The sequence below is a fragment of the Streptomyces sp. NPDC001717 genome (assembly GCF_042892775.1).
Taxonomy (GTDB): domain Bacteria; phylum Actinomycetota; class Actinomycetes; order Streptomycetales; family Streptomycetaceae; genus Streptomyces.
Genome location: NZ_JBIAUK010000001.1, coordinates 669,212 through 695,102, shown reverse-complemented (window position 1 = coordinate 695,102; position 25,891 = coordinate 669,212). Strand labels below are relative to the sequence as shown.

Sequence of the window (25,891 nt, the reverse complement as noted above, 5' to 3'; positions counted from 1 at the left end):
CCGGCCAAGTCGCCGGTTAGGTTCCTTCTCGTCGGGAGATACGGGGCGACACGGACTGCGATTCAGCCACACGCGACCCGCAGCATGTCTACCCGCCGAACAACTCCCCAATCCAGCACCAGCCAAACAACTCGGAAATTCACCTGAGAAATGAAAGGGGGGAATTCCGTGAACACCGCGATCGAGGCCGCCGGCCTGACGAAACAGTACGGCAGCCACCGCGCCTTGGACGGTGTGGACCTGTCGGTCGAAGCGGGCACGGTGCTCGGTCTGCTCGGGCCCAACGGCGCGGGCAAGACCACCACGGTCCGCATGCTCGCCACCCTGCTCGAACCCGATGCCGGCACGGCTCGCGTCGCGGGCTTCGACATCGTGCGGCAGCGACGCGAAGTGCGCCGCCGGATAGGTCTCGCCGGGCAGTACGCCGCCGTCGACGAGCTCCTCACGGGCCGCGAGAACCTCATCCTGCTCGGCAGGCTGCTGCGGCTCGGCCGCAGGGGCTCGGGGGTCCGCGCCGCCGAACTCCTCGCACAGTTCGAGCTGGAGGCCGCCGCGGACAAGCCCGCCAAGGAGTACTCGGGCGGCATGCGCCGCCGACTCGATCTGGCCGCGAGCCTGATCGCCTCGCCCGAGGTGCTGTTCCTCGACGAGCCCACCACCGGACTCGACCCGGCCAGCCGGGCCACGCTGTGGCGGATGGTGCAGGACCAGGTCGACCGGGGCGTCACCGTCCTGCTGACCACCCAGTACCTGGAGGAGGCCGACTTCCTCGCGGACCGGATCCTGGTCGTCGACCGGGGCCGGGTGATCGCCGAGGGCACTTCCGACGAGCTCAAGCGGAAGGTCGGGGGCGAGCGCCTGGAGGTGGCCGTCGCCGACGCCGCCGCGCTCGCGCAGGCCGCCTCCGTGCTCGCGCCGCTCGCGGTGAGTCCGCCGCAGCTGGACGAGCGGCAGCGCACCGTCCACGTACAGCTGCCGGACGGCATGGGCGCGCTGGCGTCCGCCGCGACCGCACTCGACTACGCGGGCGTCACCGTCGAGGAGTTCGCCCTGCGGCGGCCCTCGCTCGACGACGTGTTCTTCCACCTGACCGGCGAGCTGTCGGGCGCGCCGGCCTCGCACCCCGGCGCAGCGAATGCGGAGGCGTCCCTATGAGTTCGGTGCTTGCCCACGGCGGAGACGTCGCGGCCCTCACCGGCCGGCATCTGCGCCATCTGCGGCGCACCCCGGAGAAGATCATCGGTGTGGCGCTCACGCCCGTCGCGATGGTCGTGATCCTGGGGTATCTCTTCGCGACCGTCGTCGAGGTGAAGAACACCGGCGGCAGCTACCGCGAATACATCATGGCCGGGGTGTTCGCCCAGATCGGACTCTCCTGCATCGGCATCACCGCGATCGGTGTGGCCGCCGACCTCGAGAAGGGGCTGATCGACCGGTTCCGCTCGCTGCCGATGGGCCGGGCCACCGTCCTCGTCAGCCATACGCTCGCCGACCTCGCCGCCGCGGCCCTGAGCATCGTGCTCGTGGCCGTCACCGGCCTCGCCATCGGCTGGCGCGTGCACGGGTCGTTCGCCGAGAACGCGGCCGGCTTCCTGCTGCTGCTCGCCTTCGCCTACGCCATGCTCTGGGTCGGCGCGCTCCTCGGCATGGTGATGCGCAACCTGGAGGCGATCAGCGGCGTGGCCGCCCTGCTCCTGGTCCTGTTCTCCTTCCTCTCCAGCTCGTTCATGCCGCTGACCGGACTTCCCGGCTGGCTGCAGGCCGTCGCCGAATGGAATCCGGTCAGTGCGGTCTCGGAGGCCTGTCGGCAATTGTGGGGAAATACCGACGTCGCCGCGTCCGGCAGTTTCCCGGTGGAGCATCCGGTGATCGTCTCGGTGGCGAGCATCGGGCTGCTCGTCGCCATTCTCGTACCGCTGAGCCTGCGCGTGTACCGCACATCGGCCACGCGATAGCCTTGTCTTGATGGGGGGATCATGCCGGTTATCTCGGCACCGCACGAATTCAATACCGAGGATCTCTACGTAGATCTCCGGGAGATGTACGGATATCCGCTGCACCTCAAATGCGAAGGGTTCAATTTCGCCGGTTCCATCAAGCTCAAGGCCGCCGCGAGCATGATCGAGGCGGCCGAGCGCAGCGGTCGGCTCACCAAGGGCTCGACGCTGGTGGAGTCGTCGTCCGGCAACCTCGGGGTCGCGCTCAGCGTGATCGCCGCGGCCAAGGGCTACCACTTCATCTGCGTGATCGACCCGCGGACCAACGTCGCGACGCGCAAGCTCATCGAGTCGCTCGGCAGCGAGGTGCACACCGTCACGGAGCCCGCCGCGGAAGGCGGGTTCCTGGCGGCGCGGCTGGAGTACGTACGGTCGCTGCTCGCCCACAACCCGCGGGCCGTGTGGCTGAACCAGCACGCCAACCCGGACAACTGGCGGGCGCACTACCGCACCACTGCCCCGCAGATCGAGAAGCAGTTCCCCGACCTGGAGCTGCTGTTCATCGGCGCCGGCACCACGGGCACCCTGATGGGCTGCGCCCGCTACTTCAAGGAGCTGCCGCGGCCGGTGACGGTCGTCGCGGTCGACAGCGTCGGCTCCGTCACCTTCGGCGGACCGGCGGGCCCGCGCATGATCCCCGGACTCGGCACGGGAGTACGGCCCGCGCTGCTCGACACCTCGTACATCGACGACGTCGTGCACGTCCCCGAGGCCGACACCGTGCGCGCCAGTCACACCCTGGCACGTGGCGGATTCCTCTTCGGCGGCTCCACCGGAACGGTGGTGAGCGGTGCGGTGCGCTGGCTCGCCGAGCACCGTCCGGGCCAGAACGTCACGGCGGTCGCCATCGCCCCGGACCTGGGCGAGCGCTACATCGACACCGTCTACCAGCCGAGCTGGGTGCGTGACGTGTACGGCATCGAAACGTCCGAACTTTCCACTGGAGCACTGCAGTCATGATCCCCGCACCCCCCGCCCGGCAGCTGCCGCTCTCCGCCGCTCAGCGCGAGATGTGGTACGGGCAGCAGGCCGACCCGGGCAACCCCGTCTTCACCATGGGCGACTTCCTAGAGCTCCGCGGCCCCCTGGACACCGCCCGGTTCACGGCCGCCTGGCAGGGGGTGCTGCGGGAGGCCGGCACCCTTCGTGCCCTGTTCACCGAGCTCGACGGCGAGCCGCGCCAGGAGCTCGCCGATGTCGGGGACTTCCCCGTCGAGACGCTCGACCTGTCCCGGGAGCCGCGACCGCGCGACGCCGCCGAGGCGTTCATGCGCCAGGACCTGCTCACGCCGCCGGACCTGACCGCGGGCACGCTGCGTTCGGTGCTGCTGCGGCTCGGCCCGGAGCACCTGCTGTTCTACATCCGGGTCAACCACATCCTGGTCGACGGGTTCAGCCGCGTCCTCATCTACAACCGGCTCGTCGCGCTGTACGCGGACCCGGACGCCGAGGGCGCCTTCCCCGATCCGCGCACGCTCACCGACGACGAGGCCGAGTACGCCGAGACCGCCAAGTACCTGAAGGAACAGGAGTTCTGGCGCGGCCGCTTCGAGGAGCAGCCCGAACCGGTGAGCCTCTCGCCGCGCCCCGGCGGGCCCGCCCGCAGTTCGCTGCGGTGCGAGGCCGTACTGCCCGCGGCCACGGTCGAGCGGCTGCGGGCACTGGCCTGGGACTCCCGCGTCACCTGGCAGACGCTGCTGATCGCCGCGACCGGCGCGTACGTCCAGCGGGCGGCCGGCGTGGACCGCGCCCTGCTCACCCTCGCGGTGCCGGCCCGTGCGACGGCGGCCGCCCGCGCCGTTCCGGGCATGCGCGCCAACTTCGTGCCGCATCCCGTACGCGTGCTGCCCGGCCGTACGGTCGCCGAGTTCCTGGGCGACAGCGCGGGCGAACTGCGCGCCACACTGCGCCACCAGAACTACCGGGGCGACCGGATCCGTCGGGACCTCGGCTTCACCGGGGACGCGGGACGCTCGCTCGGGCCGACCGTCAACGTCCTCGAATCGGGCTTCGACTACGCGTTCGGCGAGTGCGCCGGACGCCTGCACAACCTGTCGACCGGCCCGGTCGAGGACATGCAGATCATCTATCTCGACTCGGCCGAGGACGGCTACGCGGTACGCCTCGACGCCAATCCCTCGCGCTACACGCAGCAGGAGCTCGAACTCCACCAGCGCCGCCTGTTCGGCTGGCTGGGGACGCTGGCCGACGCGGGGCCGGAAGCGGTCGTCGACCGGCTGGACATCCTGCTGCCGGACGAGTCGGCCGCGCTGCGCGCGGGGTGGAACGCCACCGCGATCGACGATACATACGCCGGGGTGGTCGAGCGTGTACGGGCATTGGCTGTCGACGAGCCCGAGAAGACTGCGGTGCAGGATCCGCAGGGTTCTGTTTCATACGGTGAGCTGGTCGCTCTCGCCTCGGCCCTGAGTCGCCGCCTGGTCGCGGCCGGCGTGCGTCCCGGGTCGCGGGTGGCGATGCTCTGCGAGCCCGGAATCCCCTTCGTGACCGGCATCCTCGCCGTCCTGGGCGCCGGAGCCGCCTGGGTCCCCCTCGACCTCCGCGCCCCCCGGGCCCGGACCGCCGCACTCCTCGACGACGCACGACCCGACGTCCTCTACACCGGACCCGGACTCGACCGCACGGCCGGCGAACTCCTGGCCACCACATCGAGCAACCCGACCGTCATCGCATGGGACGGCGCCCACGACACCGAACTCGCCACACCCATCGGCGGCGCCGACGACCTCGCCTACATCATCTTCACCTCCGGCTCCACCGGCCGCCCCAAGGGCGCCATGGTCCACCGCGCCGGCATGGTCAACCACCTCCTCGCCAAAGTCGACGACCTCCACCTCACCGACACCGACGTCATCGTCCACAACGCCCCCGTCACCTTCGACATCTCCGTATGGCAGATGCTCTCCCCCCTCGTCACCGGCGGACGCCTGATCGTCGTCGACCGCGACACCGCCGCCGACCCCCAGGAACTCTTCGGACGCATCGCCACCGACCACATCACCATCCTCGAAGTCGTCCCCTCCCTCCTGCGCGCCGCCATCGACTCCTGGCAGTCGGGCACCCCCCGTCCCTCGCTGGACGGACTGCGTTCGCTCATGGTCACGGGCGAGACCCTGCCGGCCGATCTCGCCGTCCAGTGGGGCGAGCTGGAGCCCGGTATCCCCCTGGTGAACGCCTACGGGCCGACCGAGTGCTCCGACGACGTCACCCACGCCGTCATTCACGCGGGCGGCGACATCGGCTCCCGCGCGCCGATCGGGCACGCTGTCCGCAACACCCGTCTGTACGTCCTGGACTCCCACCTGCGGCCCGTACCGCCCGGCACCCCCGGCGAGCTCTACGTCGCCGGGACCGGCGTCGGACACGGCTACCTCGACGACCCCGTCAAGACCGCCGTCACCTTCACGGCCGACCCGCACGCCATCGAGCCCGGCTCCCGGATGTACCGCACCGGCGACCGCGTCCGCCAACGCCCGGACGGGCAGCTGGAGTTCCTGGAACGCACCGACCACCAGGTCAAGATCCGCGGCCACCGCATCGAACTCGGCGAAATCGAGACCGCGCTGCGCCGCCTGCCCGGCATCACCGACGCCGCCGCGGCCGTCCACCACGGGCGCCTCGTCGCCTACCTCATCGGCACCACCGACGACCCCAAGACCGCACTCGCCGCCACCCTGCCCGGCTACATGCTGCCCAGCGCGTTCCTCACCCTGGACGCCCTTCCCCTCACCCCCAACGGAAAGGTCGACCGCAAGGCCCTCCCCGCTCCCGACCCCTCGGCCGCCGTCTCCGGGCAGCTCCCCGCGCGCAATCCGCGCGAGCAGGCGCTGTGCGAGATCTTCGCGGACGTGCTCGGGCTGCCGGCCGTCGGCATCGACGACGGCTTCTTCGACCTCGGGGGCCACTCGCTGCTCGCCACCAAGGTCGCGTCCCGGATCCGGGCCCGGCTGGGCGCCGAGGTCTCCATCCGTACGCTCTTCCAGGCGCCCACGGTCGCGGAACTCGCCGCCCGTCTGGACGAGGCCGACGCCCCCGTGCGACCCGCGCTGACCCGGGCCGCCGAGCGCCCGGCCGAGCTGCCGCTCTCCCCCGCCCAGCAGCGGCTGTGGTTCCTGAACCAGCTGGAGAACGGTTCGGCGACCTATCACCTGCCGTTCGCCGTACGCCTGACCGGCGCCCTGGACGTCGCCGCACTGAGCGCTGCGCTGAGCGATGTCGTGGCCCGCCACGAGAGCCTGCGCACCGTCTTCCCCGACGCCGGGGGCCGGCCGCGGCAGCGGATCGTCCCCCCGGCCGAGGCTCACGTGGCCCTGCCCGTCACCGGGACCACCCCCGAGGCGCTGCCCGAGGTCCTGGCCGCCGCGGCCGCCCGCGGCTTCGAGCTGGGAGCCGGACTCCCGCTGCGCACGGAACTGTTCCGGCTGTCCGACGACGAGCACGTGCTGCTCCTCGTCCTGCACCACATCGCCTCCGACGGCTGGTCCGTCGCCCCGCTGGCCCGCGAGCTCGCCGAGGCCTACGCGCTGCGACGGGAGGGCTCGGCCCCCGACTGGGCGCCGCTGCCCGTCCAGTACGCGGACTACACGCTGTGGCAGCGCGAACTCCTCGATGCCGTGTCGGACGAGCAGCTCGCCTACTGGAACACGGCACTGGCCGGCATCCCGGAGGAACTGGAGCTGCCGGTCGACCGTCCGCGGCCCACCGTGCCCAGTCACCGCGGCGGCACGGTCGGGTTCCGTGTCGACAGCGGGCTGCACGCGGCGATCACCGCGCTGGCCCGCACCCAGGGTGCGAGCACCTTCATGGTGCTGCAGGCCGCCCTCGCCACGCTCCTGTCGAGCCTCGGCGCGGGCGAGGACATCCCGCTCGGGACGCCCGTCGCGGGACGTACCGACCCGGCGCTCGACGAGCTCGTCGGCTTCTTCGTCAACACCCTCGTGCTGCGCACCGACCTGTCCGGCGACCCGACCTTCCGCGAGCTGCTGGACCGCGTCCGTACGAGCGATCTGGCCGCCTACGCCCACCAGGACCTGCCGTTCGAGGCCCTGGTCGACGCGCTCGCACCCAGCCGGTCGCTGTCCCGGCAGCCGCTGTTCCAGACCATGCTGGTGCTGCAGAACAACGCCTCCGCCGACCTCGCCCTGCCCGGCCTGCGCGTCGAGAACGTCCCGGTCCGCAGCGGCACCGCCAAGCTGGACCTGGCCTTCGAGCTGACGGAGCGGCACGGGTCCGACGGGACGCCGGAGGGGATCGACGCGGTCCTGGAGTACAGCAGCGACCTGTTCGACGAGGCGACGGCACGGTCGATCGCGGATCGGTTCGCCCACCTCATCGGCGTGCTGACCAGTGACCCCGATCTCCCGCTCGGCCGTGTCGACGCCCTGCTGCCGGCCGAGCGGGAGCGCGTACTCGGCGACTGGGTGGGCCCCGTGCAGGACGTCGAGCCGGCTCCGGTGCACGAGCTGTACGCGGCCAAGGCGGCCGCGCAGCCCGGGCACCCGGCCCTGGAGTTCGGTGAGACGGTCCTGTCGTACGCCGAGCTGGACGCCCGCGCGAACCGGCTGGCCCATGAGCTGGCCGCCCGCGGCACCGGGCCCGGCGACCTGGTCGCGCTGCTGCTGCCGCGCTCGCCGGAGATGGTCGTCGCGCTGCTGGCCGTCCTCAAGGCGGGGGCCGCCTACCTGCCGATCGACGCCGCCTATCCGCAGGACCGCATCGCGTACATGCTCGATGACGCCCGGCCCGCGCTCGCCCTGACGATGGGCGTCGAATCCGCCGGTCTGGGCACCTCGGACGTGACCCGGCTGCTGCTCGACGACCCGGGCGTACGCGCCACGGTCGCGGCACGGCCCGCCCGCGCGCTGACGGACGCCGACCGGACGCGGCCGCTGACCGTGCGCGACCCCGCGTACGTCATCTACACCTCCGGCTCCACCGGGCGCCCCAAGGGCGTCGTCGTGGAGCACCGCACGGTCGCCGTGATGGTGGCCGACCAGGGCCCGCGCATGGGCATCGGACCCGGCACGCGCTGGCTGCAGTTCGCCTCGTACAGCTTCGACGCCGCGTCCTGGGAGCTCTCCATCGGGCTGCTCTCGGGCGCGACGATGATCCTGTCGACGGCCGAGGACCGCGGCCCGGGCGCGCCCCTGGCCGAGCTCGTGGAGCGCACCGGCACCACCATGGTGTGCCTGCCGCCGACGGTCCTGTCCGCGTGGCCGGCCGACCGGCCGATGCCCGGGGGCGTGCAGTTGGTCGTGGCGGGCGAGGCCTGTCCGCCGGAGCTGGTGGAGCGGTTCTCGCGCGGGCGCGTGATGCGCAACGCGTACGGGCCGACCGAGGCCACCGTGTGCGCGAGCATCAGCGAACCGCTGTCCGGTGCCGTCAAGCCGCCCATCGGGTTCCCGCTGCACAACACGCGGCTGTACGTCCTGGACGCACGGCTGCGGCCGGTGGCGCCGGGAGTGACCGGCGAGCTGTACATCGGCGGCGACCAGCTGGCCCGCGGCTACCTGCGGCGGCCGGAGCTGACGGCGAACCGTTTCGTCGCCGACCCGTACGCCACCACGCCGGGCGGCCGGATGTACCGTTCGGGCGACCTGGTGCGCTGGAACGCCGACGGCAGCCTCGACTACGTGGGGCGCGTCGACGACCAGGTGAAGCTGCGCGGTTTCCGCATCGAGCCGGGCGAGATCGAAGGCGTCCTGCTCGCGCGGGACGACATCGCGCGGGCCGCGGTGATCGTCCGCGAGGACAGGCCCGGCGACAAGCGCCTCGTCGCGTACGTCGTCGCCCCGGGTGCTCCCGTGGACGTCAGGGAGATCCGCGCGGGCCTCTCCGCCGAACTGCCCGAGCACATGGTGCCGAGCGCCGTCGTCGTCCTCGACGTGCTGCCGCTCACCGGCAACGGCAAGCTGGACCGCCGGGCCCTGCCCGCGCCCGACTACACGCAGGTCACCTCGGGTCTGGCCCCCGCGAACGAGCGGGAGGCCGCGCTGTGCCGGGCGTTCGCGGAGGTGCTCGGACTGGAGTCGGCGGGCGCCGACGCGAGCTTCTTCGACCTCGGCGGCGACAGCATCAGCTCGATCCAGCTGGTCGGCAAGGCACGGGAAGCGGGCCTTGCGATCACCGCGCAGGACGTGTTCGTGCACCGCACTCCTCAGGGCCTCGCGCTCGCCGCGCAGGCCGCCGGAGGAACCGCGACGGTGGGCGTCGGGGACGGCACCGGACCGGTGCCGGCCACGCCGATCACCGCCTGGTTCGACGCGATCCCCGGGCCGACCGACGGCTTCCACCAGGCGGCCGTGGTCCAGACGCCGGCAGGGGCCTCGTACGAGCGGATCGCGGCCGCGCTGCAGACGCTGCTCGACCACCACGACGTCCTGCGCCGACGCGGCGACGTCATCCGGGACGCCGGAGCGGTACGGGCCGAGGACGTGTTGCGCAGGGTCGCGGCCGACTCCGGCGACCTGGCTCCCCTCGTCCGCGGGGAAGCCGCCGCCGCCGCGCGGGAACTGGCGCCCGGCAAGGGCGACGTGCTGCGCGCGGTGTGGCTCGACGCCGGTGCCGGGCGGCCCGGCAGGCTGCTGCTCACGCTGCACCACCTGGTGGTGGACGGCGTCTCCTGGCGCATCCTGCTGCCCGATCTGGCCCAGGCCTACGAGCGCCCGGAGCGGCCCCTCGCCCCGGTCGGCACCTCCTTCCGGCAGTGGGCGCTCCTGCTGCACGACGAGGCCGTACTGGAGGGACGCCGGGCCGAACTGCCCCTGTGGCAGGAGATGTCGGAGGGCGGCGACCCGCCGATCGGTTCGCGCCCGCTCGACCCCGGGCAGGACACCGCGGCCACGGCTCACCGGCTGCGGCTCGAACTGCCCGCCGCGTACACGGCCGAACTGCTCACCACCGTTCCGGCCGCCTTCCACGCCGAGATCAACGACGTGCTCCTGACGGCGCTCGCGCTCGCCGTCGCCGACTGGCGGCGCGGGCGCGGCGAGGCGCAGAACGTGCTCGTCGACCTCGAAGGGCACGGGCGCGAGCCCGTGGTGCCCGGCGTCGATCTGGCCCGCACGGTGGGCTGGTTCACCAGTACGCACCCGGTACGCCTCGATGTGGGCCTGTGCGACTGGGACGAGGTGTGGGCGGGCGGGCCCGCGCTCGGCCAGGCGCTCAAGGAGGTCAAGGAGCAGCTGCGCCGGGTGCCGGACCACGGCATCGGCCATGGTCTGCTGAGCCGGCTCGACGCCGGCTCGGCGGCGCTGCTCGGCGCGTGCGCGGCGCCGCAGCTCGGGTTCAACTACCTGGGGCGGATGGCGCTTTCGGAGCCCGGCGACTGGCAGGTCGCGCCCGAGTCGCTGGACGTCGCGGCCGGCACCGATCCGCAGATGCCGCTGCCGCACGCACTCGGCGTCAACGCACGCACCGAGGACCTCCCCGACGGCCCCCGCCTGGTCGCCGAGTGGGCGTGGGCGGGCCGCACCGTGGCCGACGCCGACGCCGAGGCGATCGCGCACGGCTGGTTCAGGGCGCTGAAGGCGCTGGCCGGGCATGCCGCGCGGCCCGAGTCCGGCGGCTTCACGCCCTCGGACCTGGGGCTCGTCGAGGGACTCGACCAGGACGAGATCGACGAGTTCGAGAACGAATTCGCAGATGAGTGGGGGAACGAAGGATGAGCACGACCGCACCCGGGAAGGCACCGAAGGGGCCGCGGCAGGCGGGCGGCCTGAGCGACGTACTGCCGCTGACGCCACTGCAGGAGGGCCTGCTCTTCCATGCCGTGTACGACCGGCAGGAACTCGACGTGTACGCGGTCCAGCTCGTGCTCGACCTCGAGGGACCGCTCGACCGCGGCGCGCTCAAGGCCGCCGCGGCCGGCGTCCTGGCCCGGCACCCGAATCTGCGGGCGGGCTTCCGCTACCGCAAGAACGGGAAGCCGGTCCAGCTGATACCGCGCGAAGTGCCCGTTCCCTGGCGGGAGGTGCGGGAGGCGGGCGATCTGGAGGCGCTGACCGACCGGGACCGCACCGAGCCGTTCGACGTGGGCCGGCCGCCGCTGATCCGCTTCACCCTGATCGCCACGGGCACGGACCGCCACCGGTTCCTCGTCACCTGCCACCACATCCTGCTCGACGGCTGGTCGATGCCGTTGCTGCTCTCCGAGCTCTTCACCGCGTACACCGCGGGCGGCGACGCCTCCGTGCTGCCCGCCGTCACCTCGTACAAGAGCTACCTGTCCTGGCTGAACGGCCAGGACGAGCAGGCCGCGGCGGCGGCCTACCGGGAGCTGCTCGCCGGCCTGGAGGAGCCCACCCGGCTCGCACCGGCGCCGCCCGGCCGTGCACCGGTGCTGCCCGAGCAGCACGTCGCCCGCCTCGACAGCGCGTCGACCGCGCGCCTGACCGAGTGGGCACGTGCGCGGGGCGTCACCCTGTCGAGCGTGCTGCAGGGTGTCTGGGCGGTCGTCCTGGGGGCCCTGACCGGCCGGGACGACCTGGTGTTCGGCACCACGACGTCGGGGCGTCCGCCGGAGCTGCCGGGCGTCGAGTCGATGGTCGGCCTGTTCATCAACACGCTTCCCGTACGTCTGCGCACGCCCGCCGCGCGCACCCTCGCGGAGGTCGTGGAGTCGGCCCAGGAGCAGCACACCGCGCTGCTGCCGCACCAGCACCTGGGTCTCTCCCGCATCCAGCGGGACGCGGGCCACGGCGAGCTGTTCGACACCGTCATGATCTTCGAGAACTATCCGCTGGACCCGGACGCCCTGCGCACGGCCGTACCCGGTCTGACGGTCACGGGCATCAAGGGCCGCGACGCCACCCACTATCCGCTGTCGCTGCTCGTGCTGCCCGGTGACGAACTGACGCTGCGGCTCGACCACGCGCCCGACCTGGTCACCGCCGAGGAGGCCGCGGCGCTGTCCGGGCGGGTGCTGCGGCTCCTCGCGACGCTCCCCGACACGGCCGACCTGCCGCTCTCCCGGCTGGAGCTGCTCGGCGCGCAGGAGCGGACGACGCTGCTCGTCTCGTACAACGACACCGCCCGCGCCCACCCGCGCCACGCCCTGCGCGAGCAGCTGGCGGCGCGCGCCACCGCCACCCCGGACGCGCCCGCGCTGCGCTGCGGGGCCGAGCGGCTGAGCCACGCGGATCTGCACGCCCGCGCCGACCGGCTCGCCCACGAGCTGGTGGCGCGCGGCGCGGGACCGGGAGCACTGGTGGCGCTCGCTCTGCCGCGTTCTACGGACCTGATCGTCGCGACGCTCGCCGTCGTCAAGGCGGGCGCCGGCTATCTGCCGCTCGACCCCGACTACCCGGCCGACCGCATCGGCTACATGCTCGACGACGCGGCGCCCGCCCTCGTGGTCACCACGACCGGCGTCGCGGCCGCGCTGCCCGCGGTCACCGAGCGCGCCCACCTGACCCTGGACACGGCGGCCGCCCTGCTCGCGGAGCGGCCCACCGGGCCGGTGGGCACCGCGGACCCGGATCCGCTGGAGACCGCCTACACGATCTACACCTCCGGCTCGACGGGCCGGCCCAAGGGAGTGGTCGTCCCCCAGGGTGCGCTGATCAACCTCGTGCACGACATGGCCGAGCGGTTCCGCATCGAGGGCGGGGACCGTTTCCTGTCGGTCACCACCTTCGGCTTCGACATCTCCAATCTGGAGATCTTCGTTCCGCTGCTCACCGGCGCCGAACTGGTCCTCGCGGAGCGCGACACCGTACGCGACCCGGCCGCGCTCGCCGCCCTGATCACCGGCAGCGACGCCACCGTCATGCAGGCCACCCCGACCCTGTGGCACGCCCTGGTCACCGAGCACCCGGAGAGCCTCGCCGCGCTGCGCGTCCTGATCGGCGGCGAGGCGGTCGGCGAACCGCTCGCCGACGCGCTGCGCGCCGCGTCCCGTGAGGTCACCAACGTCTACGGACCCACCGAGACGACCATCTGGTCGACCGCCGCCGCCCTGGACGGCGAGCGCGGCGGAGTGCCGCCGATCGGCCGGCCCATCGCCAACACCCAGGTGTACGTCCTCGACGACGCGCTGCGTCCCGCTCCGGCGGGTGCCGTCGGCGAGCTCTACATCGCCGGTGACGGCGTGGCGCGCGGCTACCACGGACGGCCCGCACTGACCTCGACCCGTTTCGTGCCGGACCCGTTCGGTCCGCGGGGCAGCCGGATGTACCGGACCGGTGACGTCGTGCGCTGGGGCGCCGACGGGCAGATCGAGTACATCGGACGGGCCGACCACCAGGTCAAGATCCGAGGCTTCCGGATCGAGCTCGGCGAGATCGAATCCGCGCTCGCGGCCCACCCCGAGGTGTCCCAGGCGACGGTCGTGGCGCGCGAGGACCTGCCGGGCGGCACGCAGTTGGTGGCCTACACCGTCGGGACGGCCGCTCCGGGGGCACTGCGCGCGCACCTGGCCGAGACCCTGCCCGCGCACATGGTGCCCGCCCTGTACGTGGCGATGGACGCCCTGCCGCTCACCGCGAACGGCAAGATCGACCGCAAGCTGCTGCCCGCGCCCGCCCAGGGTGCGCGCACCGCGGCCCGTGCGCCGCGCACGCCTCAGGAGCAGCTGCTGTGCGAGGTGTTCGGCGAGGTGCTCGGGCTGCCCGCGCCCGTGGGTCCGGACGACTCGTTCTTCGAGCTCGGCGGCCACTCGCTGCTCGCCACCCGTCTCACCGGCCTGATCAGGACGGCGCTCGGCGCCGATCTGCCGGTCCGCGCGGTCTTCGACGCGCCGACCCCGGCCGCCCTCGCGGCGCGCGTCGCGGACGCCGGGGAGGCCCGGCCCGCTCCGGCGCCGGCTGTGCGCCCGGACGTGCTTCCGCTCTCCCCCGCCCAGCAGCGGCTCTGGTTCCTCGCACAGCTGGAGGCGGACAATCCCGCGTACAACATCCCGGTCGCCGTCCGCCTGACGGGAGCCCTCGACGTGGCCGCCCTGCGTGCGGCGGTGCGGGACGTCGTCGTACGCCATGAGGCGCTGCGCACCCGCTACCCGGACACGGACGGGCGCGCCCGCCAGGAGATCGTGGACGCCGAGTCGGTACGGGTGGACCTGCCGGTCTCCGCGTTGAGCGAGGACGCGGTGCGGGCGGCGGCGAGGCGCGGCTTCGACCTGGCGTCCGAACTGCCGCTGCGGGCGGAGCTGTTCCGGCTCTCGGACGAGGAGCACGTACTGCTGCTCGTGGTGCACCACATCGCGGCCGACGGCTGGTCGGTGGGCCCGCTGGGTGCCGATCTCGCGCGGGCCTACGAGGCGCGCCGTGCGGGCGGGGCGCCGGTGTGGACGCCGCTGCCGGTGCAGTACGCGGACTACACCCTGTGGCAGCGCGAGCTGCTCGCGGCCGTATCGGACGAGCAGCTCGCCTACTGGCGCGAGGCGCTGAACGGCCTTCCCGACGAACTGGAGCTGCCGGCCGACCGGCCGCGGCCCGCCGCCCCCACGCACCGGGGCGGGCAGGTCGACTTCCGTATCGACGCCGCCCTGCACGCGGCGGTCGGCGACCTGGCGCGGGCGCAGGGCGTGAGCACGTTCATGGTGCTCCAGGCCACGCTCGCCACCCTGCTGTCCAAGCTGGGCGCGGGCGACGACATCCCGCTCGGCGCGCCCGTCGCGGGACGTACCGACCCGGCCCTCGACGAGCTCGTCGGCTTGTTCGTCAACACCCTGGTGCTGCGCACCGACGTGTCCGGCGACCCGACCTTCCGCGAGCTGCTCGACCGCGTACGCGCCACGGATCTGGCCGCCTACGCGCACCAGGACCTGCCCTTCGAGGCCCTGGTCGACGCGCTCGCACCCACCCGGTCGCTGGCACGGCACCCGCTGTTCCAGACGATGCTCACGCTGCACAACACGCCGGATTCCGCCGTGCGGCTGGCGGGCGTGGAGTCGGAGCCGCTGCTGATCGGCACGGGGACCGCCAAGGCCGACCTGGCCTTCGAGCTCTTCGAACGGCGTACGGGGGAAGGAGCCGCCGACGGGATCGACGCGGTCCTGGAGTACAGCAGCGATCTGTTCGACGAGGCGACCGCGCGGTCCTTCGCCGAGCGGCTCACCCATCTGCTCGGCGCCTTCGTCGCGATGCCCGACCGGCCGGTGCGCGAGACCGAGGTGCTGCTGCCGGCCGAGGCCGCGGCGGTGCGTGCGAGCTGGGCTGGGACGACGGTCGAGGAGGCGTACTCCGGGGTCGTGGAGCGGGTGCGGGTGCACGCCTCCGAACAGCCGGACAGGCTCGCGGTGCAGGATCCGCAGGGTTCTGTTTCCTACGGTGAGCTGGTCGCTCTCGCCTCGGCTCTGAGTCGCCGCCTGGTCGCGGCCGGCGTGCGTCCCGGGTCGCGGGTGGCGATGCTCTGCGAGCCCGGAATCCCCTTCGTGACCGGCATCCTCGCCGTCCTGGGCGCCGGAGCCGCCTGGGTCCCCCTCGACCTCCGCGCCCCCCGGGCCCGGACCGCCGCACTCCTCGACGACGCACGACCCGACGTCCTCTACACCGGACCCGGACTCGACCGCACGGCCGGCGAACTCCTGGCCACCGCATCGAGCAACCCGACCGTCATCGCATGGGACGGCGCCCACGACACCGAACTCGCCACACCCATCGGCGGCGCCGACGACCTCGCCTACATCATCTTCACCTCCGGCTCCACCGGCCGCCCCAAGGGCGCCATGGTCCACCGCGCCGGCATGGTCAACCACCTCCTCGCCAAGGTCGACGACCTCCACCTCACCGACGACGACGTCATCGTCCACAACGCCCCCGTCACCTTCGACATCTCCGTATGGCAGATGCTCTCCCCCCTCGTCACCGGCGGACGCCTGATCGTCGTCGACCGCGACACCGCCGCCGACCCCCAGGAACTCTTCGGACGCATCGCCACCGACCACGTCACCATCCTCGAAGTCGTCCCCTCCCTCCTGCGCGCCGCCATCGACTCCTGGAACAACGGCCTGGCCCGCCCCGAACTCGCGCCGCTCACCCACCTGATGGTGACCGGCGAGGCGCTGCCGGCCGACCTGGCGCGCGAGTGGGTGGCCCTGGCCCCGCACGTTCCCCTGGTGAACGCCTACGGGCCCACCGAGTGCTCCGACGACGTCACCCACGCCGTCATCACTCCGGCGACCTCGCTCGGCTCGCGCGCCCCGATCGGGCACCCGGTCCGCAACACCCGCCTGTACGTCCTGGACGCCGGGCTCCAGCCCGTGCCGGCGGGCACAGCCGGCGAGCTCTACGTCGCCGGGACCGGCGTCGGACACGGCTACCTCGACGACCCCGTCAAGACCGCCGTCACCTTCACGGCCGACCCGCACGCCATCGAGCCCGGCTCCCGGATGTACCGCACCGGCGACCGCGTCCGCCAACGCCCCGACGGACAGCTGGAGTTCCTGGAGCGAACCGACCACCAGGTCAAGATCCGCGGCCACCGCATCGAACTCGGCGAAATCGAGACCGCGCTCCGCCGCCTGCCCGGCATCACCGACGCCGCCGCCGCCGTCCACCACGGACGCCTCGTCGCCTACCTCATCGGCACCACCGACGACCCCAAGACCGCACTCGCCGCCACCCTGCCCGGCTACATGCTGCCCAGCGCGTTCCTCACCCTGGACGCCCTTCCCCTCACCCCCAACGGAAAGGTCGACCGCAAGGCCCTCCCCACGCCGGATCCGCAGGCCCTCACGACCGGTCCCGGGCGACAGCCCCGTACGGACACCGAGCGCGCCCTCTGCGCGGTCTTCGCGACCGTGCTCGGGCTGCCCTCCATCGGCATCGACGACAGCTTCTTCGACCTCGGCGGCGACAGCATCCGTTCCATCGAGGTGGTCGCCGGAGCCCGGCGGGCCGGACTGCGGGTCACCGCGGCCGATGTGTTCACCTACAAGTCGGTGGCCGCGCTGGCCGGCGCCGTCGGCGAGACCGAGCCGGTCGAGACGGTCGGCACCGACGACGGCGTGGGCGAACTGGCACCCACACCGGTCATGCTGCGGCTGCTCGAAGAGGGTGGCCCGATCGACGGGTTCAACCAGTCCGTCGTCCTCACCACCCCCGCGGGCCTTGACCTGGAGCGGCTCACCGCAGCGCTCCAGCGGGTCGTCGACCACCACGACGCCCTGCGGCTGCGGCTGATCGGACAGGGCGCCGGCGACTGGCGGCTCGTGATCGGCGAGCCGGGTACGGTCCGGGTCGCGCCACTGGTGACCCGCATCGACGCCGGTCATCACGCCTACGCGGACGAGGCTCTGCTGCGCCGGGCCGTCGCCGCGCAGTCGGAGGCCGCCCGCGACCGGCTCGCCCCGCGCGACGGGGTCACGCTGCAGGCCGTGTGGATCGACCGCGGGGACAGCCGCCTCGGCCGGCTGGTCCTGATGCTGCACCACTTGGTGGTGGACGGCGTCTCCTGGCGCGTGCTGCTGCCCGACCTGCTCACCGCGTACGAACGTCCCGGCACGGCACTCGACCCGGTCGGCACCTCGCTGCGCCACTGGTCGCAGCTGCTGCACGGGCAGGCCACGACCCGCGGCGACGAACTGCCGTACTGGAAGCAGCTGCTGTCCCGTGAGGAGCGGCCGATCGGGGCGCGTCCGCTGGATCCGGCCCGGGACACCCACACCACGGCCCGGACGCTGCGCGTGACCCTGCCGGCCGAGCACACCGGCCCGCTCCTGGAGCGCGGCCCCGCCGCCTTCCAGGCCGAGGTCAACGACGTGCTGCTCGCCGGCCTCGATCTCGCGGTCGCCGAGTGGCGCGGCCGGAGCCTGCTCGTCGAGGTCGAGTCCCACGGCCGCGAACAACTGCACGCGGGCGTCGACCTCTCCCGCACGGCCGGCTGGTTCACCAGCACCCACCCGGTGCTGCTGAGGGCCGCCGCGCTCGGTGCCGAGCAGTCGGTCAAGGAGATGCGCGAGCAGCTCGCGGCGCTGCCCGACCACGGTCTCGGCCACGGCATCCTGCGCCATCTCGGCGACGCGCCCGCTCCGCTGCCGGCGGTGAACCCGCAGCTCGGATTCAACTACCTGGGCCGTTTCGCCGCGGTGGAGTCGTACGACGGCGGGTGGGCGGCCGCGCCCGAGTCGCGGGAGGCGTTCGCGGCGACGTCCGGCGGCATGCCGCTCGCCCATGTCATCGAGGTGGACGCCCTGGTAGAGGACGGCCCTGACGGGCCCGTTCTGGTCGCCAACTGGACGTGGGCGGGGCAGGTGCTGGAGCCGGGCGACGCGCAGGCGCTGGCCGAGGGCTGGTTCCGCGCGCTGCGCACTCTGGCCGAGCGGGCCGGCGAACTCGCCGCGAGCGGCCCCTCCTCGACCGGCGAGCGGCGGCCCTCGCTGCTCACCGAGGCCTTCGAGACCGTGCTGCCCATCAGGCCCGACGGCACCCGTGCGCCGCTGTTCTTCCTGCACGGCGGCGTGGGTCTCAGCTGGCCCTATCTCGGGCTCGCCGAACACCTGGCCAAGGAATTCCCGGTATACGGATTCCAGGCGTCCGGAATCGTCACGGAAGCACCGCTTCCGTCGTCGATCGCGGAAATGGCGGAGGAATACGTACGCAGAATTCTGGAAATTCAGCCGGCCGGACCCTACTATGTTCTCGGCTGGTCCTTCGGCGGACTTCTCGCCCATGCGGCGGCCACCCGCCTCGAAGGTCTCGGACACCGCGTCGCGCTCCTCGCGAACCTCGACAGCTACCCGGTCCCCGAGCCGGACGGCATCCCGGACGACCGGGCCCTGCTCGCGAAGATCCTGGAGTACTGCGGGTACGACGCGGCCGCGTTCGCCGGCGGCGAGCCCACGCTCTCCGAGGTCCTGGCCCTGTTCCGGCGGGACGCCAACCCGCTGGCGGGCCTCGGCGAGGAGCAGCTGGCCCGACTGCTGCGGATCGTGCGCAACCACGCGGTGCTCAGTGCGGAGTTCACGCCGGACCGCTTCAGCGGGGACGTGCTCTTCGTGGCGGCCGCGCAGGGCACGGACGGGCAGTCCCCGACGGTCGCGGAATGGGAGCCGTACATCGGCGGCCGCATCTCCCACCACAGCGTCGCCTCCGACCACGACGGAATGATGCGGCCCGAACCTCAGCGGGCGATCGGCCGGATCATCGCCGCACACCTCGAATCATTGCGGTGATCGCGCGGGAGCGCTCGCATCGAATTCCGGCGAGCGCTCCCGGCGGGGGGGGGGGGGGGGGGGGGGGGGGGGGGGGGGGGGGGGGGGGGGGGGGGGGGGGGGGGGGGGGGGGGGGGGGGGGGGGGGGGCGGGTAATCGCCCCACACCTCTAAACTTTGCGGTTTTGGCGGGGGCGCGGCCGCATCTAATACCGGCGAGCGCACCCGGCGGATCCCCCCCCCCCCCCCCACTAATTCCCCACGACTTTCCCTACGCGCACCCGGAGAAAAGAAGCCATGAAGAACAACCCGTTCGACGACGAAAACGGCACCTTCCTGGTGCTGACCAACGACGAGGGCCAGCACTGCATCTGGCCCGAGTTCGCCGCCGTCCCCGCCGGCTGGACCACGGTCCTCCCGGCCGGCCCCCGCCAGGCCGCGCTCGACCACATCGAGCGCACCTGGACCGACATGCGCCCCAAGTCCCTGATCCGCACCGCGGCCTGAACACCAGGCCATCCAGATCCGAGAGGCAGCTGCCATGACCGTGAACACTCCCGTGGACGCCACGGCCGTACGGGCCATCATCACCGACATCCTGGAGCTCGAGGACGACGAGCTGACCGGCACCAGCCTGTTCATCGAGGACCACGGCGCCGACTCGCTGGGCGCCATCGAGATCCTCTCCCGCATCGAGAAGGAACTCGGCGTGGTCATCCCGCAGGACGACCTGGTCAAGCTGGTCCACCTGGACGCCGTCCTCGAAGTGCTCGCCACTGCCGAGCGGCGTACGCCATGAGTGCCGCAGGGACTCCGGCCGGCCCCGCCACGGGGCCGCGCCGGGTCGTCCTCACCGGCTGCGGCGTACTGTCCAGCATCGGCAACGGGGTCGCGGAGTTCACCACCGCCCTGCGGGCCGGCCGGGTCGGCACCGGGGACATCACCGCCTTCGACACCACCGGCTTCCCCAGCCGCCGCGGCCACCAGGTGCACGGCTTCGACGCCGCCACCGCCCTGCACCGGGTGCGGCCCGAACACACCGGGCGTGCCACGCAGTTCGCCGCCGCGGCCGCCCGGATGGCGCTCGACGACGCGGGCCTCGACGAGGCCTGGCTGCGCGAACGGCGCGGCACCGTCGTCCTCGGCACCACCGACGGCGAGGTCGGCGAGCTCGACCTGCTCACCGAGTCGGCGCTCGCCATCGGGCTCGCCGCGTTCACCGGCTCGGCCCTGAGCAGGACCGCCACGGGCAGTCTCGCTCTCGGTGTCGTACGCGAACTCGACCTGTCCGACGTGGAGTCGTCGACGATCGCCACCGCCTGCGCCGCCGGCAACTACGCGATCGGCACCGGTTTCGACGCGGTCCGCAGCGGCCGCGCCGAATGGGCACTGGTGGGCGGCGCGGACGCGCTGAACCGCAAGACCTTCGCGGGCTTCGCCCGGCTCGGGCTGATCGCACCCGACGAGTGCCGTCCGTTCGACGCCGACCGCGTGGGCCTGCTCACCGGCGAGGGCGCGGGCCTGCTGCTGCTCGAAACCGAGGAGTCGGCGCTCGCCCGCGGCGCGCACATCTACGCGGAGGTGCTCGGCTACGGCCTCAACTGCGACGCCGCGCACCCCACCGCGCCCGAGAAGGACAGCGTCGCCCGCTGCATCCGCCTCGCCCTGGAGGACGCGTCCGTCAAGCCGGAGGAGGTCGACCTGATCTCCGCGCACGGCACCGGCACCCCGACCAACGACACGACCGAGGTCGCGGCCATCCGCGAGGTGTACGGGGACAGGACGCCGCGCACCGTCGGCGTCAAGGCGATGATCGGCCACACCATGGGAGCGGCCAGCGCCCTGGGCGCCATCGCCTCGGCGCTCGCCATCCGGTACGGGTTCATACCGCCGACGGCCAACCACCGCAGCACCGACCCGGACTGCGCCGTCGACGTCGTACCGAACGTCTCCGTGGCCGCCGACGTGCGCATCGTGCAGAACAACGGGCTCGCTTTCGGCGGCAACAACGCCGTCGTCCTGCTCGGCCGCCATGAAAGCCCCCGAGGGGAGTACGTCCGATGAGTACCGCGGTCATCACCGCATGGTCGGCCGTGTCGCCGTACGGCACCGGCCGCGCCCCGCTCGCGGCGGGGCTGCGCACCCGCACCGCACCGCCCGAGTCCGCCGGGCCCGAGGAGTGGACGGCGCAGGCCGGCACGACCGCCCGCGTCGTCCCCGGGTTCGAGGTCCGCGAGGCGCTGGGGAAGGTCGGCACCCGGGGACTGGACCGACTGACCGGGCTCACCGCGGTGACCGTACGGGAGCTGCTGTCCGGGGCGTCCCCGGCCGGCGAGGACGGAGATCCGGGCACCGGTGTCGTGCTCGGCACGGCCTCCGGCAGCGTCCAGGGGTTCATGGAGTTCACCAAGTCCTCCCTCGAAGGGGACCGGCCCATCGACGTGATGCCGGTGCGGATCCCCAACATGGCGATGAACAGGGCGGCTTCGGCCAGCGCCATCCGTCATGCGCTCAAGGGCCCCAACACCACCGTCGCGGCCGGCCGGCTCTCCGGTCTCGTCGCCCTGGACCAGGCGTGCCGGCTGCTCGCCGACGGGCGCGCCGAGCGGATGCTGGCCGGCTCGGCCGAGGAGTTCTCGGCGACCCGCGCCCACCTCACGCGGGCGGCGCACGGCAGCGACGTGGTGCTGGGCGAGGGCTGCGTGATGGTCCTCCTGGAACACGGCGACACCGCGACCGGTGAACCGCTGGCCGAGGTGCTCGCGGTCCACCACCGGGTCGCGCCGCCCGGCGAGTTCACCGCGGCGCTCACGGCAGCCGTGCGCGCCGCGCTCGCGGAGGCGGGCGTCTCGTCCGGCGAGGTCTGGGCCGCCGTGCCCGGCGAGGCCCCCGGTGCGGCGGGCGAGCAGGAGCGCCGGGTGCACGAGGAGCTGTTCCCGGCGGAGGTGCGCGCCCGCGCGGCGTCCGTCGCGCTGCTCGGCGAGACGGCCGCGGCCACCGGCGCGTTCCAGCTCGCCGCGCTGCTGTCCGAGCCGGGTGAGCCGGGCCGCGTCGCGCTCCTCACCGCCACGGATCCGGACGGTCCCGTGGGGTGCGCCGTGCTGCGGCTGCTGACGGAAGGAGAGGCCGCATGAGCGAGGCCCGGAACGTGGACTCCAGGCCCGTCGCCCTCGTCAGCGGCGGCTCCCGCGGGATCGGCCGGGCCGTCGCCCTGCGACTCGCACGGGACGGACACGACGTCTCCTTCTGCTTCCGCGGCGACGAGCAGGCCGCCGCGAACCTGGAGAAGGAGCTGGCCGATCTCGGCGCCCGCGCACTGGGGCGGCGGGTCGACGTCGCCGACGCGCAGTCCGTACGGGACTGGGTGGAGGCCACCGAGCAGGACTTCGGCCCGGTCTCGGTCGCCGTCACGTCGGCCGGCATCACCAGGGACAAGCCCCTGCTGCTGATGTCCGACAGCGACTGGAACGAGGTCGTGGACACCAACCTGGACGGCGTGTACCACGTCTGCCGGTCCGTGATCTTCCCGATGATGAAGCGCCGGGGCGGCAGCATCGTGACCGTCGCCTCCGTGTCCGGGCTGTACGGCAACGCGGGCCAGACCAACTACGCCGCCTCCAAGGCCGGGATCATCGCCTTCTCGCGTTCCCTCGCGAAGGAGGTCGGCCGGCGCGGGATCCGCGTCAACGCGGTGGCTCCGGGCCTGATCGACACCGACATGTCGGCGGTGCTCGACGACCAGGTCAAGAAGCAGGTCACCGAGCGGACGGCCCTGGGCCGGACCGGGCTCGCGGCGGAGGTCGCCGAGGCCGTGGCCTTCCTGGCCTCGGCGCGGGCCTCGTACGTCACCGGCGCCGTGCTGCCCGTGGACGGCGGGCTGTGACGGACGGTGCGGCGCAGGCCGTACCGGCGCTGCGGCCCGGCGCGTGCCAGCTGTGGTGGGCGTCGGCCGGTGACGCCCACCCGCGGCTGCGCGGGCTCCTCGACGAGGGTGAGCGTGCCCGCTCCGACCGGCTGCGACGGCCGACCGAGCGGGCGCTCCACCTCACCGCGCGCGTGCTCGCCCGCACGGTGGCCGCCGCTCAACTCGGCGTCCCTGCCGCGGCGTTGCCGCTGACAGCCGTGTGCAAGCAGTGCGGCGGCCCGCACGGGAAGCCCCAGCCTCCGCCGCCTCTCAGGCTCTCCTGGTCGCACTCCGGCGAGCGGGTGGTGGTCGCCCTCTCGCTCGGCACCGAGATCGGTGTGGACGTGGAGCGGATCGCGCCGTTCGCGCCGGAGACCGCGGAAAGGGTTCTCTGCGCACCGGAGCGCACCGCCCTCGCGGCCCTGCCCGCGGCGCGGCGCCCCGAGGGCTTCGTGCGCTACTGGACGCGCAAGGAGGCCCTGCTCAAGGCGACCGGCGACGGGCTCGCCGTCCCCCCGGAGCTCCTGCACGTCACGGCTCCCGACGCCCCGCCCCGGCTGCTGTCCTGGTCGGGGCCCGAGCGCCCCCGGCTGCCCCTGCACCTGTACGACCTGGACGCGGGTACCGGCCACCTGGCCGCGCTCGCCGCCGTCGGCGCCCCGGTGCGCCCGACGCAGCACGACGGGTCCGCCCTGCTGGCCGCGATCGGCGCGTCGACGGGCGTACCCGAAACCTCATGCCACCCCACCCTTCCCGCCGCTGAAAGGCCACTCGCCTCATGAGTCAGTACGTCGCCCTCATCGCCGACGCGCTCAGCCCGCAGGCCACGGAGGTCCTCGCACGGGACGCCGCCATCGAGGTGCGACACGTCGACGGCACCGACCGGCCCGCGCTGCTCGCCGCCCTCGCCGAGGCCGATGCCGTCCTGGTCCGCTCCGCCACCCGCGTCGATGCCGAGGCCCTCGCCGCGGCGCCACGGCTCAAGGTCGTCGCCCGGGCCGGGGTCGGCCTCGACAACGTGGACGTGCCCGCGGCCACCGCCGCCGGTGTCCTCGTCGCCAACGCGCCCGCGTCCAATGTCGTCAGCGCCGCCGAGCACGCCGTCGCGCTGCTCCTGTCCCTCGCCCGCCATGTCCCGCAGGCGCACGCCGCCCTCAAGGACGGCCGCTGGGCGCGCGGCTCCTACACGGGTGTGGAGCTGGCGGGCAAGACGCTCGGCGTCCTCGGCCTCGGCCGGATCGGCTCGCTGGTGGCGCGCCGGCTCGCCGCGTTCGACATGGAGGTGATCGCGTACGACCCGTACGCGGACGAGGCGCACGCCCGCGGTCTCGGCGTACGCCTGACCAGCCTCGACGAGGTCCTGGCCCGGGCCCGGTTCCTCACGGTCCATCTGCCGCTGAACGAGGGGACCTCCGGGCTGATCGGCTTCGACGCCTTCCGGCGCGTCCGCCCCGATCTGCGCCTGGTGAACGCGGCGCGCGGCGGCATCGTCGACGAGCAGGAGCTGTACGCGGCGCTCAAGGAGGGCCGGATCGCGGGCGCCGCCCTGGACGTGTACGCGCAGGAGCCCTGCACGGACTCCCCGCTGTTCGAGCTGGAGAACGTGATCGCGACACCGCACCTGGGCGCGAGCACCCCCGAGGCGCAGGAGCGGGCAGGCACCCAGGCCGCCGAATCCGTCCTGCTCGCGCTCACGGGGATGCCCGTACCCGACGCGGTCAACGCGCCGCACGAGACCCGCGCGCACGCGCGGTGAGGTCGGGCAGGGGCGCGGCGCGCACGGCGGAGTCAGTCGCTCCCGAGGGCCTCGCCGGTCTCCGCGCCAGGCCCGAGCCACCCGCGCTCCATCGCCAGCGCCCCCGCCTGGTAGCGGCTGCGGGCGCCGAGACGGGCCATCAGGTCGGCGGTGATCCGCCGACCCGTACGCACCGACACTCCGAGCTTGCGGGCGACGACATCATCGGTGTGCCCCTCGAAGAGCAGATCGAGGACGGCCCGCTCCTGCCCGGTGAGCCCGTCCGGCTGCGCCGCGGCCGCCCTGCTCACGCCGAGCGGCTGCGCCTGCTCCCAGGTCTGCTGGAAGAGCGAGACCAGGGCGGTGACGACACCGGCACCCCGCAGGATCAGCACCCCTCGGGCGGCGGCCTCGGGGTCGATGGGCACGATGGCGGCACGGCGGTCAAAGATGATCATCCGCGGCGGCAGGTGGGGCAGCACGCGCACCTCGCCGCCGATGTCGTGCAGCCAGCGCGCGTAGCCCAGTGTCGCCGGGTCATTGCGCACCGAGTCCAGGTAGATGTACCGCAGCTGCACACCGCGCTCGACGGCGGCCTGGTCGAGGGGCCGGGCGGCCTCGAGGGACTCCTCCGTCTGGGCGCCACCCGGTGCGAACACCTCGACGCTGCTCTCCGCCCCGTGCGCCAGCCGCTCGATCTGGGAGTTGATGGCGTCGAGTCCGGTGTACCGGCGGACCTCGTCGGTCTGCGCCTCCTGGTCCTCGCCGTACTCGCTGAGCACCTGCGTGATGGCCAGCCGGGTGGCGGCGACGGCCTGCTGGCGCTGGGCCAGCTCCTCTTCCTGACGCTGCAGGAGGCCGGCGAGCCCGAACTCCGGGTTGACGAGGCGGACCTTGCCCAGCTCCTCGGAGGAGTTCCGTACGAGCGTGAGTTCGGCGAGTCGGTCCAGGGTGGCCCTGGCGCGCTCGACGGGCCAGGCGAGCCCTTCCGCGATCTCCACGACACCGGCCCTGGGCCGCTTCAGCAGGATCCGGTAGACCGCCTCTGCATCCGCATCAAGACCCAGCTGTCCCATTACCAACTCCCCCCAGAGTTCCCCCGTCGACCGCACAAAACCGCAGCCCAGTCCCCTGGACTATCTC

General features: G+C 73.2%; 12 protein-coding genes and 1 pseudogene. 12 read left to right on the top strand and 1 reads right to left on the bottom strand.

Going from position 1 to position 25,891, the window contains the following annotated elements; translation table 11 throughout:
* Nucleotides 1-168 precede the first annotated feature (168 nt).
* The 12 genes and pseudogenes from ACFYZL_RS03395 to ACFYZL_RS03340 all read left to right on the top strand — a co-directional run.
* Nucleotides 169-1,155 carry an ATP-binding cassette domain-containing protein gene (locus ACFYZL_RS03395; RefSeq protein ID WP_384744394.1) on the top strand — a complete coding sequence of 329 codons (987 nt, stop codon included), beginning with the start codon at nt 169-171 and terminating at the stop codon, nt 1,153-1,155.
* Nucleotides 1,152-1,955, top strand: coding sequence for an ABC transporter permease (locus ACFYZL_RS03390; protein ID WP_384744392.1), 804 nt, complete (start codon nt 1,152-1,154; stop codon nt 1,953-1,955). The genes ACFYZL_RS03395 and ACFYZL_RS03390 overlap by 4 nt, the downstream gene beginning before the upstream one ends.
* 21 nt (nt 1,956-1,976) lie before the next feature.
* Nucleotides 1,977-2,957, top strand: coding sequence for a 2,3-diaminopropionate biosynthesis protein SbnA (gene sbnA / locus ACFYZL_RS03385; RefSeq protein WP_384744391.1), 981 nt, complete (start codon nt 1,977-1,979; stop codon nt 2,955-2,957).
* Entirely contained in the window at nt 2,954-10,684 is a 7,731-nt protein-coding gene (locus ACFYZL_RS03380; RefSeq protein WP_388675580.1) for an amino acid adenylation domain-containing protein, read from the top strand. Before sbnA ends, ACFYZL_RS03380 begins: the two co-directional genes overlap by 4 nt.
* Nucleotides 10,681-19,131, top strand: coding sequence for an amino acid adenylation domain-containing protein (locus ACFYZL_RS03375; protein ID WP_388675577.1), 8,451 nt, complete (start codon nt 10,681-10,683; stop codon nt 19,129-19,131). Before ACFYZL_RS03380 ends, ACFYZL_RS03375 begins: the two co-directional genes overlap by 4 nt.
* A 275-nt stretch (nt 19,132-19,406) precedes the next feature.
* The gene (locus tag ACFYZL_RS03370; protein WP_384743038.1) at nt 19,407-19,616 is read left to right on the top strand and encodes an MbtH family protein; all 210 of its coding nucleotides are present in this window, start codon (nt 19,407-19,409) and stop codon (nt 19,614-19,616) included.
* A gap of 34 nt (nt 19,617-19,650) precedes the next feature.
* Nucleotides 19,651-19,908 carry an acyl carrier protein gene (locus ACFYZL_RS03365; protein WP_384743040.1) on the top strand — a complete coding sequence of 86 codons (258 nt, stop codon included), beginning with the start codon at nt 19,651-19,653 and terminating at the stop codon, nt 19,906-19,908.
* Nucleotides 19,905-21,173 (top strand): beta-ketoacyl-[acyl-carrier-protein] synthase family protein, encoded by a 1,269-nt coding sequence (locus tag ACFYZL_RS03360; protein ID WP_388675573.1) that lies wholly within the window; start codon nt 19,905-19,907, stop codon nt 21,171-21,173. Before ACFYZL_RS03365 ends, ACFYZL_RS03360 begins: the two co-directional genes overlap by 4 nt.
* Nucleotides 21,170-22,243: a beta-ketoacyl synthase N-terminal-like domain-containing protein gene (locus ACFYZL_RS03355; protein ID WP_384743046.1), complete on the top strand. Its 1,074-nt coding sequence runs from the start codon at nt 21,170-21,172 to the stop codon at nt 22,241-22,243. The genes ACFYZL_RS03360 and ACFYZL_RS03355 overlap by 4 nt, the downstream gene beginning before the upstream one ends.
* A complete protein-coding gene (gene fabG, locus ACFYZL_RS03350) occupies nt 22,240-22,992 on the top strand; it encodes a 3-oxoacyl-[acyl-carrier-protein] reductase (protein ID WP_384743048.1) in 753 nt (250 codons plus the stop codon). Before ACFYZL_RS03355 ends, fabG begins: the two co-directional genes overlap by 4 nt.
* Nucleotides 22,989-23,795, top strand: a complete 807-nt coding sequence (locus ACFYZL_RS03345) for a 4'-phosphopantetheinyl transferase family protein (RefSeq protein ID WP_388675569.1) — start codon at nt 22,989-22,991, stop codon at nt 23,793-23,795. Before fabG ends, ACFYZL_RS03345 begins: the two co-directional genes overlap by 4 nt.
* Nucleotides 23,792-24,736, top strand: a pseudogene (locus tag ACFYZL_RS03340) (hydroxyacid dehydrogenase); the annotation flags it as partial. The gene ACFYZL_RS03345 and the pseudogene ACFYZL_RS03340, both read left to right, overlap by 4 nt.
* A 65-nt stretch (nt 24,737-24,801) precedes the next feature.
* On the opposite strand, the gene ACFYZL_RS03335 reads toward ACFYZL_RS03340, so the two are convergent.
* Nucleotides 24,802-25,824 carry a LuxR C-terminal-related transcriptional regulator gene (locus ACFYZL_RS03335; RefSeq protein ID WP_384743053.1) on the bottom strand — a complete coding sequence of 341 codons (1,023 nt, stop codon included), beginning with the start codon at nt 25,822-25,824 and terminating at the stop codon, nt 24,802-24,804.
* Nucleotides 25,825-25,891: the final 67 nt, after the last annotated feature.

Bases quoted from the DNA above. Each gene is read 5' to 3' on its own strand.
- ACFYZL_RS03390 (WP_384744392.1), top strand. From the start codon at position 1,152: ATGAGTTCGGTGCTTGCCCACGGCGGAGACGTCGCGGCCCTCACCGGC.
- ACFYZL_RS03370 (WP_384743038.1), top strand. From the start codon at position 19,407: ATGAAGAACAACCCGTTCGACGACGAAAACGGCACCTTCCTGGTGCTG.
- ACFYZL_RS03360 (WP_388675573.1), top strand. From the start codon at position 19,905: ATGAGTGCCGCAGGGACTCCGGCCGGCCCCGCCACGGGGCCGCGCCGG.
- sbnA (WP_384744391.1), top strand. From the start codon at position 1,977: ATGCCGGTTATCTCGGCACCGCACGAATTCAATACCGAGGATCTCTAC.
- fabG (WP_384743048.1), top strand. From the start codon at position 22,240: ATGAGCGAGGCCCGGAACGTGGACTCCAGGCCCGTCGCCCTCGTCAGC.
- ACFYZL_RS03380 (WP_388675580.1), top strand. From the start codon at position 2,954: ATGATCCCCGCACCCCCCGCCCGGCAGCTGCCGCTCTCCGCCGCTCAG.
- ACFYZL_RS03365 (WP_384743040.1), top strand. From the start codon at position 19,651: ATGACCGTGAACACTCCCGTGGACGCCACGGCCGTACGGGCCATCATC.
- ACFYZL_RS03355 (WP_384743046.1), top strand. From the start codon at position 21,170: ATGAGTACCGCGGTCATCACCGCATGGTCGGCCGTGTCGCCGTACGGC.
- ACFYZL_RS03335 (WP_384743053.1), bottom strand. From the start codon at position 25,824: ATGGGACAGCTGGGTCTTGATGCGGATGCAGAGGCGGTCTACCGGATC.
- ACFYZL_RS03375 (WP_388675577.1), top strand. From the start codon at position 10,681: ATGAGCACGACCGCACCCGGGAAGGCACCGAAGGGGCCGCGGCAGGCG.